The following is a 14,391-nucleotide window of genomic DNA, read 5'->3' as shown; positions in this document are numbered from 1 at the left end:
AGGGGAGGGTAATATTGAATAGTCATATATGGTTTCAAATAATAGATTACTTTAATGGTAATTTAGATACTTTTCTATTTGCTTTAAGAGAGCATCTAGAGATTAGTATATTGGCATTGATCATTGCTATGATGATTGGAATCCCAGGAGGGTACTTATGTGCCAAGCATAAATTCATGGAGATATATTTTATTTCAATCTTTCAGGTATTAAGAATTATACCTAGCTTAGCTATTTTATTTTTATTCATTCCTATCTTAGGAACGGGGATCGTACCTGCTATTGTGGCACTTACTTTATTAGCCATACCACCCATTCTGATGAATACCTTAATAGGATTAAAAGGTGTTCCTGATTTTTTGCTAGAAACGGCTCATGGTTTGGGAATGACAGATCAGCAGGTTTTTAGGAGGGTTACATTTCCTCTAGCTATGCCTCTAATCCTAACAGGTACTAAAACCGCAATGATTGAGATTATCGCTAGTGCCACACTTGCAGCAAAAATAGGGGCAGGAGGGATTGGTGGGATTATTTATACTGGCTTAGGTTTAAATCGTATGGATTTGCTAATCATCGGAGGGGTATCTGTGGGAATCGTTTCCATTTTAGCGGGGCTCTTACTAGATTTATTCGAAAGAAGTCTATTGAAATTCAAATATATTAAATAAATAGGGGGATTTAATAAATGAGAAAAGGAATGAAGAACTTTCTTGCTGGAATAGCTGGAGTAGCTTTGATGTTTAGTTTAGTCGCCTGTGGTAGTAGTAACGAAAATAGTAATGGTAGTGCAGAAAAAACCATACGTGTTGGTACAAAAGATTTTACAGAAAATCTAATTGTGGGTGAATTATATTCCTTAGCACTTGAAGATGCAGGTTATGAGGTAGAAAGAGTTCCGAATGTTGCTGGTTCTGTGATTCATACATCACTTATCAATGATGAAATTGATATGTATCCTGAATATACGGGTACAGGGCTATTAACCATTTTAAAAAAGGATTTAATTACTGATCCAGAGGTAGTCTATAATACAGTAAAAGTAGAATATGATAATCAGTTTGATGTGACATGGTTAGACTATTCTGAAGCTAATGACGGTGCAGGTTTGGTTATTCGTACGGATATCTCAAAGAAGTATGGGATTACAACCATTACTGATCTGCAGAAACACGCAAGTAAACTTAGATTTGCTTCACAAGGTGAAGTAGATCAAAGAGAGGATGGTATTCCCGCGTTAGAAAAGGTGTATGGAAAATTGGATTGGATATCTTCCAAGGTTTACGATAACGGATTGAAGTATGAAGTATTAAGAAACAATGAAGCAGATGTAGCTCCTGCCTATACTACAGAGGGTCAATTAGTAAATACAGATGAATTTACTCTATTAGAAGATGATAAGCAAGTATGGCCTCCATATAATTTAGCACCTGTTATTCGCAATAATGTTCTGGAAGCAAATCCAAAGATTAAAGAAGTTATTAATAACATGAGTGCTACTCTTGATACGAAAACCATTACAGCATTAAATGCTAAAGTTGATGTCGACAAAGAAGAGTATGAAGAAGTAGCAAAGGAGTATTATGAATCAATCAAATAATTGATTCTGGAGGGGAATTATGTCTCGAGTAGCAATTGATATGACAAACGTAAGTAAAAAATTTAAACATGCATCTTCCAATGCAATTGAACTAGTTAACCTTACAATTGAAGAGGGAGAGTTTATCACATTATTGGGTTCATCAGGGTCTGGAAAAACGACTTTGTTAAAAATGATTAATCGGTTATATGATCCTGATAGTGGTTCTATACAGTTATTTAATGAAGACATTTCAAATGTAGATCCAGTTATGTTAAGGAGGGAAATAGGGTATGTGATTCAGCAAGTGGGCTTATTCCCTCACTTGACCATAGCCGACAATATTGCTACCGTTCCAAAACTATTAAAATGGAGTAAGCAAGATATAGATGGGCGAATAGATGAACTGTTAACTCTAGTAGGACTAGAACCAAGCGAGTTTAAAAAAAGATACCCATCCCAATTATCAGGAGGGCAGCAACAAAGGATCGGACTAGCAAGAGCATTGGCCGTTCATCCAAAAATCATGTTATTGGATGAACCTTTTGGCGCCATAGATGCGATTACTCGGTTGAATCTCCAAGATGAACTATTACGAATTCACGGGGGATTAAAAAAGACTTTCTTACTTGTAACCCATGATATAAATGAGGCATTTAAATTGGGGACGAGGGTTATTATTATGAACAACGGAAAGGTATGTCAATTTGACACACCAAGAAATATTGTAGCTCATCCTGCAGATGAATTTGTTTCTTCTCTCATTGCATCATCAAGAAACCAAGAGAGTTTCTGGGAGGGGTTGCGTTGTTAGAGTATGCTATTAATTATCCAGACAAATTAGGAACTGCTTTGATAGAACATATGGAAATCGTGGTCATTACTTTATTGGTTTCATTCGTAGTAGCATCTATTTTGACAATTCTCTGTGTCTATTCAAGAGTACTATCTAAGATGTTCCTTTATACGTTTTCTGTTATTTATTCGATCCCTAGCCTAGCGCTATTTGCTTTGCTAATCCCTTTAACAGGCTTAGGACAAATAACGGCTATCATTGTATTAGTCATATACAATCAGTATCTTTTATTACGAAATTTCATGACTGGTTTGAATGAAGTGTACCCCGCCATTACTGAAGCAGCAGTTGGTATAGGAATGAACCATATGCAGGTACTATTTAAAATTAAACTCCCATTATCGATGAAAGCTATATTTACAGGTGTTCGTCTGGCAACCGTTTCTACGATAGGGATCGCAACGATAGCTGCTACCATCAATGCAGGTGGGTTAGGAAGTATCTTATTTGATGGCCTTAGAACGGTGAATACGGTTAAGATCTTGTGGGGCGGTTTATTAGCAGCGTTTCTTGCAGTTTGTTCCAACGCCTTATTAAGTAGTATTGAGAGAAGAATATAAGAATGAAAAAAGAATTCTCGAATTTGTAAAGGTAGTAGGTAAAGGAGAAACGAGCAAAGATGGATGTAATCATAAACGAAATTACTTCTAGAAAAATCCTAACGGAAGCAAAGGGTTACTTGGATGTTGGATTTACCCATTCTATCAATCCGTATAGTGGTTGTGCATTCGCTTGTAAATACTGCTACGTAAGAGAACTGCCTATACAAAAGTTCAAAGAAATTCCCTGGGGAGATTGGCTGGACATAAAATCAAATGCCGCAGAAAATTACCGAAAAGAAATTATAAAACTTCGTAAGAAAGAAGCTTCAGTAAATATCTTCATGGCATCTGCAACGGATCCATATCAACCCATTGAACGGAAGGCCCGAATAACGAGGGGAATATTAGAAGCAATGATTGAAAACCCTCCTGACTTCCTTCAAATTCAAACAAGAGGACCACTTATTACAAGGGACCTTGATCTGTTAGTCAAACTAAAAGAAAAGTGTAGAGTTCTTGTATCTGTGACCATTGAAACGGATAGGGAAGATGTAAAGCAGATTTTCGCTCCGTATGCGCCAGGAATCCGATTACGGTTAAAAGCTCTAAAACAAATTCATGATGCAGGAATATCCACACAGGCCTCAATTTCTCCTGTTTTGCCATTTACACCTGAATTTCCTAAAGTGTTGGAAGGAATGGTGGACCATATTTGGATTGACACCCTGAGTATTGGAGATGGCTCCATGGGAAAACGGTCAGAAAGGCTAGGTATGCCCAAATTATTCGAAGAGCATGAACTATCACAGTGGTACCGTACGGATATACATGTTAGGGTGGAGAAATATTTTCAGAAATACTTTCCTAGTGAAATGATCCGAGTTTCTAAGGAAGAAGCATTTCCACATGAAAACTAGAGTAAGTGGGGGAGAAGTATGGATAAAAAAGTGGTCTTTTTTGACCTGGATGGAACCTTATTCAATAAGGAAAAAAAGTTGCTAGAATCTTCAAAAATAGCTATAAAAAAACTTCAAGAGAATAATATCTTGCCAGTAATTGCAACAGGGAGAACACCTGCAAAGGTTCAATGGGTATTTGATGAATTAAATATAGATTCCTATATATCAATCAATGGTCAATACGTTGTACACGAAGGAAAAGAAATTCACAAAGAGCAACTAGATATTGAATTTCTACATAATATTTCGCAATTTACGACGAGTAACAATCATGCGTTGGCGTACGTTAGCCTTTCAGATGTAAAATCTAGCATTGAAAATCATCCATATATTAAAAATGTTTATGAACCCAATAATATGCCCTATCCGTCCGTTGATCCTAATCATTATCATACCAATCCCATTTACCAACTGTTACTGTTTTGTCAGGATCCAGATCAAACTTTATATCAAGAACGATTTGTAGATAAGAAGTTTGTTCGATGGAACCCTTTTGTGCTGGATGTTCTACCAAATGGCGTGTCGAAAGCCACAGGGATTACGAAGTTTCTTGAAATATCAGGAATTAAAAAGGAAAATACGTTTGCCTTTGGAGATGACATTAACGATATGGAAATGTTTTCTTTGGTTGGGACAGCCATTGCAATGGCGAATGCCATTCCTGAACTGAAAGAAATGAGTGATTTTGTTACTTCTTCAAACGTAGATGACGGGATATTTAATGGACTAAAAACATTACAGCTGATTTAATTGAGTCAGAATAAACCTAAATAAAATGAACCTGAAATGTAGGAAATAATAGTAGCCATTTTCACTACTTATTCTAATTCCAGGTAGCATAAAGTGTTTTTTTCCAAGAAGACATTGCCTTGTTAGAGTTTTATTTATATTAGTTAACATTATTTGTTATTTATCTTCACCATAATATTTGTTATTATATAAACAAGCCAAGACAGAGCTATGAAAATGTGTCAGGACCGGAAGGTAGCAGCACTAAGTAGAATCCTGTTTGTGGCGATACATACGAAGTTTAACCCACAAAGACTCTTTCTTTGTGGGTTTTGTATTATTCAAGAGGGGGGCGCTTGCCTGAAACCTCCTCAACTTCCTTAATGAAATCCTCCTAATGATACAAATTAACCGGTAACCCCTAGTCCTCCATGTAGTGTCATAGCCTGATGGTGTCCCAAAATAATAACTTTTGGAGGCACCCCTTTTTGTAACTCGAGAAGTTTCTGAAAATCAGCAAAATAGGCTTTTATATCAGTAGCAACACCCACCCATTGTACATATTTTGTTGGGGAGGATTCGAAATCATTATAATCACCTATATTTAAAGTACTTTTGTCATACCTCGTTTTTTAAAAATGAAACTGCCCTTGGTTAAATTATTTAGGAGGTTAAATAAATGTACGATTTTCAAAATGAACTTCAAGCGTTAAATCTCGGTGATTTCCAAGCTTCCCAACCAGTGACGTACGATCCAAACCAACTCTATGGTGATCAGGACCGTTTATTCGTAGGTGTGGGTAGTTTTGGCCGTTGTTCTAGTTGCTTTAGCAGCTGTTTTAATTGCTTTAATTGTTTTAATTGTTTCAGTTGCTTTAACTGTTTTAATTGCGGTGGGCATCGATGCGGCGGTCATAATTGCGGCGGTGGACATCGATGCGGTGGTCATAATTGTGGCGGTGGACATCGATGCGGTGGAGGACAACGCTGCGGAGGAAGGTAGTTTTCGCTTGATAAACGGAAACCCAGTTGCTTATAGAGAAGAGCCCTTGCAATCGTCGCAGGGGCTCTTTTCTATAAGTATAAACATAAGGGACAAATTGCAGTACATAGGATAATAGTGATGATAATTAATGATGAGGACCTAAGGAGGAACGAAAGTGACAAATTTAACCCCTTCTGCGCGTCTGAAAGTAAAAAGGGACACGTTTTTTCTCCCATACCCAAACAGCGGTGTGTTTTTTCGGAACAATGTAAGTTCCTTCCGTATGGAAGGCAGTATGATCGATAAGTGGGTTGAAAAGTTAATGCCGATGTTTAATGGCCAGCACACTTTGGAGTTTTTGACAACCGGATTACCGGGTCCATACCGGGACAGAGTGTTTGAAATTGCAGAAACGCTAGTAAGCAACGGATTTGCTCGCGATGTAAGCCAAGAACGTCCGCATCAATTGACAGAACAGGTCCTAAAAAAACATGCTTCTCAAATCGAATTTGTCGATAACTTAATAGATTCAGGAGCGTTCCGTTTTCAATGCTATAGACAGTCGAAAGTGTTGGCTGTAGGATCAGGGCCATTTTTTATTTCGTTGATTTCTTCGTTACTTACTTCCGGACATCCCAAGTTCAAAATCCTGATAATGGATACGGATCAGACCAATAGACGACGGTTGAACGAACTTGTGGCTCGTGCCCGTAAAACAGACGATGAAGTGGAGATAGAGGAGCTTACCCAAAACAAGGAAAGAGATTGGCAGGAAGTGATGAAACCGTTTGATTACATTTTGTATGTTTCAGAAAAGGCTGATGTAGAGGAACTACGACTTCTACATAAGGTTAGCAGGGATGAGAAGAAGGTGTTTCTCCCTGCTATTTGCTTGGAACAGGTCGGGTTAGCTGGACCGATCGTGCATCCAAATTCAGAGGGGTGTTGGGAGTCTGCATGGCGCCGTCTTCACCAAACAGCTCTCACCAATGACCAGCTATTTTCCGCATATTCTCAGACAGCAGGATCCATGCTTGCCAATGTAATTGTATTTGAGTTGTATAAGCATGTTACAGGTGTGTCTAAAAAGGAACAGAAAGAACGATTCTTTCTCCTTGATTTAGAAACACTTGAAGGCAACTGGCATCCGTTCATTCCTCATCCACTAGTAACTGGACATCCGTCTGTTAGATTAGTAGAGGATATCGATGTAAGACTGGAACAGAGAACAGAGAATCGTGATCCGAGTCCATTACTGGTTCACTTTAATCAGCTGACATCCAAGGTATCGGGGATTTTTCACAAATGGGAGGAAGGAGATTTAAAGCAGTTACCATTATCGCAGTGCTCCGTTCAGGCGGCCAATCCATTAGCAGAAGGACCTGCTGACCTATTCCAGGAGAGGGTATGTTCAGCACTGACACATCAGGAAGCCCGAATAGAAGCAGGGCTGACCGGAATAGAAGTGTATGTCTCAAAAATGGCCGACATCCTTGAACTGCCTCCACAAGTGAAAGTAGCTGCTGGTGTTATGTTCGCGGAAGGGGTTTGCCGGGGGCTGCAAAAATGTTTGGAAGAGGAGTTAATCAGACAAAGCCGTGAGCCGAGTTATTCCGTATCTATAGTGAAGTTGAGGAAGGTAGAGGATCAACGGTGCCGTTTTTATTTGCAGTCCCTAACGACTATGCAAGGTGCACCGACCATTGCCTTAGGGGAGAATGTGTCGGGATTTCCGGTTGTGTGGGTTGGCACAAGAGACGGATGGTATGGCAGTGTAGATATTAATAGAACCTTGGCACTGCGAAACGCGCTGCAGCAAGCTATTGCAAAAGGCCAAAACCATGGAGAATCGGAAACACCGCGATCATTGGAATCTACCTCATTATTTTTGGATGAAAAAGAACCGCAAAGTATAGAAATTCCTACGTGTGAAGACAGGATTCAGTCCGAGGACCTCCAGGAAGCGATTAAAGTCCTTGAACGGAACAGAAAGCAGCTTCAGGTGTATGAACTTGATGTGGAACCTTTTCTTAAACAGGAATTGGCAGGGGTATTCGGGGTATTGGTTCAAGAGGAGGGATTCAAGTGAGTGCTGTTGTGTTAGTGGTCGGAGAAGGGATATTGTCAGACCTCATATGTGAAGAAATGTCCTCTCAATACCTAGTGGTTCGTAAATCTAATTTTGAGAGCATCCTACCAGCCACCATCGATTTGGCATTGGTGGTGGAGGATGTCTGGAATCCCTCGGTTTATCAACAAGCAGAACAGGTGTTTCGTCGTATCAACACTCCATGGCTGCGAGGTTTTGTTTCTTTTGGAGAAGGAATCATAGGTCCTCTGGTTCGGCCTGGTACCCCGGGCTGCACTCAATGTGTGGAGACAAGACGTCTTTTGACAGGACACGACCGTAGAGACATGCGGGAGATGCAGAGGCGGTTGGAGTCAAATGGGGGAATGCACCAGGAAGCTTGGGCATCACGTACGGGACTCCAACAGTTAGCACACATAATCGAAGCTGAGGTAAAAAGAATCATACAAGGAGAAGATGCGGCCTCCGAAGGAAAAGTCTGTTTTCTCAATCTGAAAACCTTTAATAGTTCCTGGCATAAGTTCCTGCCGGTCCCTTTGTGTACTGTTTGCAGTTCAATACCAGAAGATTCACCCGAAATGGCAGGTGTTTCATTGAGAAATACTCCGAAGTTTAACCGTGACCAATTCCGCAGCCGTTCGTTAGATAGTCTGAGTACAGTTTTAGTGAAAGACTATCTAGATCCACGTACAGGGCTTTTAAATGATAAAATCGTCAATCTTGTTCATACATTTGCGGATGTAAGTGTTAATCTGCCTTTGTTCGAGGGAGATGAGGGAACAGCGGGTCGGACCAACTCCTTCGCGGTAAGTGAGTTAACGGCGATATTGGAAGGATTGGAGCGGTACTGTGGACTTCAGCCCCGTGGTAAACGGACCGTGGTCCATGATAGTTATAACCGGTTGAAAAATCAGGCACTCCATCCGATTGAAGTAGGTGTGCACGAAAAAGAACAGTACCAAAGACCTGGTTTTCCATTTGAAGAATTTGATCCTGATCGCCCCATCAATTGGGTATGGGGATATTCATTTTTGCAGGAGCGTCCGATCTTGGTTCCCGAGTTGCTGGCCTATTACAGTTTGGGCTGCGGATCGCGAGGGTTCGTCTATGAGACTTCCAACGGATGTGCGTTAGGAGGTAGTTTAGAAGAAGCTATTTTCTATGGTATTTTGGAAGTGGTGGAGCGTGATTCGTTTTTAATGACTTGGTACGCGCAGCTTCCTTTGCCGCGTCTTGATCCATACTCCACGGCAGATCAAGAGCTTCTGTTAATGATTGACCGGATGCAAACGGTTGGCGGATATGATTTACATTTATATAACTCGACCATGGAGAACGGAATCCCCAGTATTTTAGCAATCGCGAAAAATAGAAAGCAAACAGGTTTGAATCTGATTTGTGCGGCTGGAGCTCATTTGGACCCAATACGGGCTGTAAAAACCGCGGTTCACGAGTTAGCTGGGATGATGCTGTCATTGGATGAGAAATTGGAGAAGAACAAGTCGGAGTATGTGCGTATGTTACATGACTCTAGCTTGGTAAGACAGATGGATGATCATGGTATGTTGTATGGATTACCGGAGGCCGAAGAGCGCCTAAAGTTTTTGCAAGAGGACAATCGCCCATTAAGAACCTTTGATGAGGAATATGGTTCTAGACGTAAGCATTTAGATCTTACCGATGATCTATTGGAACTTCTTCAAGAATTTCGCCGTTTAAACCTCGATGTGATTGTGGTGGATCAGTCGACACCGGAAACGCTTCGAAACAAACTATATTGTGTGAAAGTGCTGATTCCTGGAATGCTTCCGATGACATTCGGACAGCATCTTACACGAATAACCGGACTCGAGAGGGTGTTAAGGGTCCCGATGGAATTGGGATATACAACGGAACCGCTGACGACCGAACAGCTTAATCCCCATCCGCATCCGTTTCCATAAGCAGTCACTAGGGGGTGATAGTATGAATCTAGATGAGTTTTTGCACAATTTACATTTCGATATTGAGAAGGCAAGTATCCCGAATTGGGAAGTGGAATGGGAGGATGGACCACTTGCCTATAAACTATACCGCGGTTTGCCTGTCGTACCATTATCTCTAAATGTACCGTTGACACTTGAAGGTTCTAAACCTCCCATAAAGCCCGATCTTTTTGAAATCAGTCATTTTCTATGGTATGTCTTCGGGCTGACTCAATTTAGTCAATCTGTTTTCTCATCAAGTTCTGTAGAGAACAACACAGACATGATGCAATCGTTCAGAAGATTTGCCCCATCGGGTGGAGGGTTGTATCCAAACGAATTATACGTATATCTGAAAATTGATGATTTGTCCCCAGGGCTGTACCATTACGATGTGGCACACCACCGCTTGGTCTTACTACGAGAAGGCAATTTCGATTCATATATTGCTCGGGCTCTTGGTCATCGCTGTGACGTATCTTCTTGTTTTGGTACGGTTTTTGTGTCGACGATGTTTTGGAAAAATTTTTTCAAATATAATAACTTTGCCTACCGGCTGCAGGGTTTGGATGCGGGTGTATTGATGGGGCAGCTATTGGAAGTATCTAAACGGTTTAGCTGGGAATCGGGGGTGTACTTTCAATATCTTGATCAGGCCGTAAATCATTTGCTAGGATTATCGGAAAAAGAGGAAAGCGTTTATGCGGTCATCCCGTTATCGTTAGAACCTACCATTTGGTCAGCAAACGGGAGTGAAAGGGAAAGAATGGTATCCTCAGAAGAGCTGATCCGGGAATTACAAGCGATTCAGCCTGATCACTATGTCCGCTCAAAGAAGGTAAAAGAATTCCCCATGTTAACCAAATTAAATCAAGCAGCCATGCAAAATTCTCCTTCTTCGTTTGTCTTAGTCAAGGAAAAGCGAAATGTGAAAGCTGAAGGTCAACTGGTAGCTCTGCCAGAAACAGAGTGGATGTCATATGATTTGGCAACTGCATGTCGAAATCGATTTTCTCCTAGCCTGGATTTCGTGTTGGGAAAAGTCAGTCAACAGATAGTAGCTTATCTCTTGCGGGAGACGACGGACTCCTTTTCGTATCGAAATGATTTGGAAGCTGTGTATCATAACCATGAGCCACGCGTCACTCTAAGTGTTTGTATGTATAATGTTGAAGGGATCCCTGAAGGTGCATATCACTATGAACGTCATGCCCATGCACTAAGACAGGTCCAACCCGGGGATCACCGACTCCTGCTCCAATCCGGGATGTCAATGGATAATGTCAATTTGCACCAAGTCCCACTCTGCTTTCATGTTACAGGAGAGAAGGATTACAATAAAGGCGCATTCGGATATAGAGGATATCGTATCCAGCAGATGGAGGCAGGCATGCTCGTGCAACGATTACTCATCGTTGCATCAGCGTTAGGATTAGGAGGGCACCCACTCCTCGGATATGATGTGAAATTGTGTGATCACCTGTATAGATTGGATACTCAAGGGAGTACGGCTCTCATCCAGATTCCCATTGGTCCTTATCAACATCGGCCTTGGTTAGTAGGAGGTTTGCATTGTTAAAAGCTTGCTTCATGAAAAAAAGCATGAATTCAGAGCTATAGCTGAAACAGGGGATATAGTTAGAGATACTTGGGGAGCCGCACCAGTTGAGGGAGTGTATAAAGGTTGAATCTTAACGTCAACCTTATACATCTCCTTTTTAATTGGAATCACCACTACTTCTCTTTGGGTTAACCAGCGTAAAATCACCTGGGCTCGGATTTTTTATATTTTTTAGCTATAGAAACCAAAACTTCATTTCCAAACATGTTATTTCTTCCTTTTAATTGCTATGCCAACAGCTTCCTCGTTTTGATAAACAGCAGCGATATCTATCAGACGATAACCTGTCTTAATAGTCCAAGAAGGATTAATGCCTTCTTTGTTGAAGAAAGCCGATCTTTTTAGGAAGATCAGCTTTCTTCTATTTAAATAACGGAATGACTTTGTTTTTTGTTAATTCAATAAATGCCTTTACAAGTGGTGATCTATTCCCACTCTCCCATGCTAGAGCTGTAGTAGTATTAAACGTTATATTCTCTATTTCACGGTATACAATCACATTATTTAGTAATAATTGTATGGAAGTTGGTACTATCGCTACACCAATTCCTGATGATACTAAAGATATAACACTAGACATTTCTTTTGTCTCTTGTACGATCTTTGGGCTAAACCCTACCTGATAACAACTGTTAATCACCCCATCATAATGTCTTGGATTTGCCTCTCTACCAGTTAAAATAAACGGCTCATTAGCTATATCAACAAGATTAATTGGAGAAGTATCGGAAGCTAAAGGATGTTCTTTCGGTAAGGCTAAAACCATTGGTTCTTGTCTTATTATTTCGTAATTAACCGATTCACTTTCAGTAGGTTCACTGATTATCCCTATTTGAATGGTTCCATCATGTAAGGAATTTAATTGTTCTTCAGAGGTTAACTGTTTTAAAACTACTTTAATTGCAGGGTATTGTTTTCTGTAGCATTTCATAATGTTTGGTAGAATATCATATGCTGCTGATGCTATGAAACCAATAACGATTTCTCCTATTTCCCCACGATTCACCATCCTTACTTTTTCAATCGCTTCGTCCAGATTATTAAAAATCTGATATACATTTTCTAAAAATACTTGTCCTTCTTCTGTTAATTCTACATTTCTTTTCGTTCGATGGAAAAGCGATACTCCTAATTCTTCTTCCAATTGGCGAATTTGCTGACTTAATGGCGGTTGTGCCATTTTTAAACGAACTGCAGCTTTGCCAAAATGCAATTCTTCAGCAACTGTCTTGAAATATTTCAAATGACGCAATTCCAACTTAGTTTCTCTCCTTTTTAATACTTTAAAAGTATTAATGGTTTATAAATATATATTAGACATATTTATAAGGGTTTTGTAAAGTTAAAATGATAATAATCATGAGAGAAGGTTTTGGAATTGAATTCATCATCAAAATTATGGACTCGGCAATTTACCCTCATTATTTTAATAACTGTTTCATTTTATCTCTGTCTACATATGCTTACTGGGGGATATTCTGTATATGTTACTGAGTTTAGTCACAATCCAACTTTAGGAGGTGTTATGACTACAGCTTTTATGTTGGCAGCCATAATAACTCGTCCGATAATTGGCATTTTTATTCACAAAATAAACATTAAAAAGGTGTTATGTTGTGTCCTACTTTTTACCCTCGCTTTTATTATGATTAGTTACAACCAAGAAGCGATTCCTTTATTAATAACATTACGAATATTAGAAGGGATTAGCTTTGGATGTACGACTACTCTACTTGCCACCCTCGCGACAAACTTAATCCCAAATGAACGGCTGGGTGAAGGAATAGGCTATTTTGGAATGGCGACAAGTCTAGGGGCAACTCTTGGTCCCATGTTTGCCCTTTCCATTTTGCATTCTTTTTCTTTTAAAAACCTCCTTTTTATTACGATGATTCTATTAGTTTTTTCATTTATTTTTTCATTGTTAATTAAAAATAAACTAGCACAGACATTCTCTAATCCTATTAATCAAAAAAGTTCACCGGTAGATTTGCTTTTTGATAAACGAGCTATGATTCCATGTTTATTAGTCATGCTATTTTATTGTACCTATTCAGGTATTGTTAATTTTCTTAATGGTTTAGGAGAAGAAAAGAATTTAAGTGACAAAGTTCCTCTTTTCTTTTTAATTATTGCTGTTGTCATTGTATTAGTTAGACCAATTTCTGGGAAGATTTTTGATCGAAAGGGAGATAAATACTTAATTTATCCGGCAAGTATTTGCAGTATCATTGGTTTAAATTTGCTAGCATTAACACATGAACTTTTTACATTACTCGTTGCAGCCATTCTTTATGGTATTGCCTATAGTGTCATGCAACCTTCATTTCAAGCATTGGCTATAAGAAAGGTAAGTGCTGATAAAAAAGGGACCGCTAATGCAATGGCTCTCAGTTCAATGGATTTAGGAATGGCGCTAGGTGCACCCCTACTTGGTAATGTTGTCAGTATAACAGGTTACAACGCGATGTTTGGTCTATCATCCCTTTTAATTGTGGTCCTTATTTTAATATATATGAAGGAAATTATCGGCAGAAATGTGCGAAGCTTGGCATAACAAATGTTTTGCAAGGATTATAATCAATATTAATAAATTAGATCACATACAGGTGGAACATTTTTTGCATACACCCTACAAGGTCGATGGAGATATCTGGAGAGAGAGTGGGTTGCGAAAGAGGGAACTGTTATCTTCGAACCACCAGGAGATATTCATATACTTGTTGTTGATGGGGATAGATCGCATGTTACCTTTTAACGCTACTCGATGATTTGATTATAAACGCCTCAACCCGTTATATAAGTTTCAAGAAGGTTTTAAACAAATAAAAAAACACCCAAACCCAGTAATACAGAGTATTTGATTCAGGGGAGAACCTTGTGGTAAATGCAGTGATTATCACATTCGCGGCCATCTTCGCAAAAAAAAACCTAGCAAGGTGCAGGCCAAACCAATGAAGAATGTGCGGAATCTACTGCTTCGTACAGTCTGTGGAGCAAGGTTATCGCTATTGTGAAGTGAACGTGGACAAGTCTTCGACTCGGAAATCTCCATCTCTTCGGTTACTTC

The 14,391-nt window shown here is 39.6% G+C and carries 12 protein-coding genes, 1 other RNA gene and 1 pseudogene; 12 read left to right on the top strand and 2 right to left on the bottom strand.

Annotated features, from left to right (window positions below):
* Positions 1-14: 14 nt before the first annotated feature.
* The 11 genes from ACRX5O_RS20145 to ACRX5O_RS20095 all read left to right on the top strand — a co-directional run bounded on the left by ACRX5O_RS20145 (position 15) and on the right by ACRX5O_RS20095 (position 11,279).
* On the top strand, positions 15-668 hold the full coding sequence (locus tag ACRX5O_RS20145; protein ID WP_433907611.1) for an ABC transporter permease: 654 nt from the start codon (positions 15-17) through the stop codon (positions 666-668).
* 17 nt (positions 669-685) lie between these two features.
* Positions 686-1,597, top strand: coding sequence for a glycine betaine ABC transporter substrate-binding protein (locus tag ACRX5O_RS20140; RefSeq protein ID WP_433907610.1), 912 nt, complete (start codon positions 686-688; stop codon positions 1,595-1,597).
* A gap of 19 nt (positions 1,598-1,616) precedes the next feature.
* Positions 1,617-2,390 (top strand): ABC transporter ATP-binding protein, encoded by a 774-nt coding sequence (locus tag ACRX5O_RS20135; protein WP_433907609.1) that lies wholly within the window; start codon positions 1,617-1,619, stop codon positions 2,388-2,390.
* On the top strand, positions 2,384-2,992 hold the full coding sequence (locus tag ACRX5O_RS20130) for an ABC transporter permease (RefSeq protein ID WP_433907608.1): 609 nt from the start codon (positions 2,384-2,386) through the stop codon (positions 2,990-2,992). The genes ACRX5O_RS20135 and ACRX5O_RS20130 overlap by 7 nt, the downstream gene beginning before the upstream one ends.
* A 59-nt stretch (positions 2,993-3,051) precedes the next feature.
* Positions 3,052-3,891 (top strand): SPL family radical SAM protein, encoded by an 840-nt coding sequence (locus ACRX5O_RS20125; protein WP_433907607.1) that lies wholly within the window; start codon positions 3,052-3,054, stop codon positions 3,889-3,891.
* A gap of 18 nt (positions 3,892-3,909) precedes the next feature.
* Positions 3,910-4,683 carry a Cof-type HAD-IIB family hydrolase gene (locus ACRX5O_RS20120; protein WP_433907606.1) on the top strand — a complete coding sequence of 258 codons (774 nt, stop codon included), beginning with the start codon at positions 3,910-3,912 and terminating at the stop codon, positions 4,681-4,683.
* Positions 4,684-4,876: 193 nt separating this feature from the next.
* Positions 4,877-4,955: signal recognition particle sRNA small type (gene ffs / locus ACRX5O_RS20115), an RNA gene on the top strand.
* 386 nt (positions 4,956-5,341) lie between these two features.
* Positions 5,342-5,665 carry a heterocycloanthracin/sonorensin family bacteriocin gene (locus ACRX5O_RS20110; RefSeq protein ID WP_433907605.1) on the top strand — a complete coding sequence of 108 codons (324 nt, stop codon included), beginning with the start codon at positions 5,342-5,344 and terminating at the stop codon, positions 5,663-5,665.
* Positions 5,666-5,822: 157 nt separating this feature from the next.
* Entirely contained in the window at positions 5,823-7,736 is a 1,914-nt protein-coding gene (locus ACRX5O_RS20105; protein ID WP_433907604.1) for a putative thiazole-containing bacteriocin maturation protein, read from the top strand.
* Positions 7,733-9,679: a TOMM precursor leader peptide-binding protein gene (locus ACRX5O_RS20100; protein WP_433907603.1), complete on the top strand. Its 1,947-nt coding sequence runs from the start codon at positions 7,733-7,735 to the stop codon at positions 9,677-9,679. The genes ACRX5O_RS20105 and ACRX5O_RS20100 overlap by 4 nt, the downstream gene beginning before the upstream one ends.
* 22 nt (positions 9,680-9,701) lie before the next feature.
* Positions 9,702-11,279 carry a SagB family peptide dehydrogenase gene (locus ACRX5O_RS20095; RefSeq protein ID WP_433907602.1) on the top strand — a complete coding sequence of 526 codons (1,578 nt, stop codon included), beginning with the start codon at positions 9,702-9,704 and terminating at the stop codon, positions 11,277-11,279.
* A 132-nt stretch (positions 11,280-11,411) separates the two neighbouring features.
* On the opposite strand, the pseudogene ACRX5O_RS20090 reads toward ACRX5O_RS20095, so the two are convergent.
* Positions 11,412-11,542, bottom strand: a pseudogene (locus ACRX5O_RS20090) (aldo/keto reductase); the annotation flags it as partial.
* A gap of 140 nt (positions 11,543-11,682) precedes the next feature.
* Entirely contained in the window at positions 11,683-12,579 is an 897-nt protein-coding gene (locus ACRX5O_RS20085) for a LysR family transcriptional regulator (protein WP_433907601.1), read from the bottom strand.
* Between the two features lie 114 nt (positions 12,580-12,693).
* Between ACRX5O_RS20085 and ACRX5O_RS20080 the strand changes: the two genes are divergently transcribed.
* Positions 12,694-13,878, top strand: a complete 1,185-nt coding sequence (locus ACRX5O_RS20080; RefSeq protein ID WP_433907600.1) for an MFS transporter — start codon at positions 12,694-12,696, stop codon at positions 13,876-13,878.
* Positions 13,879-14,391: the final 513 nt, after the last annotated feature.

The sequence above is a fragment of the Robertmurraya mesotrionivorans genome, assembly GCF_050971805.1.
GTDB lineage: Bacteria > Bacillota > Bacilli > Bacillales > Cytobacillaceae > Robertmurraya_A.
This window is presented reverse-complemented; position numbering and strand designations above follow the sequence as displayed.

Excerpts from the sequence above, each read along its gene's own strand:
- ACRX5O_RS20125 (WP_433907607.1), top strand. The coding sequence starts at position 3,052 with ATGGATGTAATCATAAACGAAATTACTTCTAGAAAAATCCTAACGGAA.
- ACRX5O_RS20135 (WP_433907609.1), top strand. The coding sequence starts at position 1,617 with ATGTCTCGAGTAGCAATTGATATGACAAACGTAAGTAAAAAATTTAAA.
- ACRX5O_RS20110 (WP_433907605.1), top strand. The coding sequence starts at position 5,342 with ATGTACGATTTTCAAAATGAACTTCAAGCGTTAAATCTCGGTGATTTC.
- ACRX5O_RS20120 (WP_433907606.1), top strand. The coding sequence starts at position 3,910 with ATGGATAAAAAAGTGGTCTTTTTTGACCTGGATGGAACCTTATTCAAT.
- ACRX5O_RS20140 (WP_433907610.1), top strand. The coding sequence starts at position 686 with ATGAGAAAAGGAATGAAGAACTTTCTTGCTGGAATAGCTGGAGTAGCT.
- ACRX5O_RS20095 (WP_433907602.1), top strand. The coding sequence starts at position 9,702 with ATGAATCTAGATGAGTTTTTGCACAATTTACATTTCGATATTGAGAAG.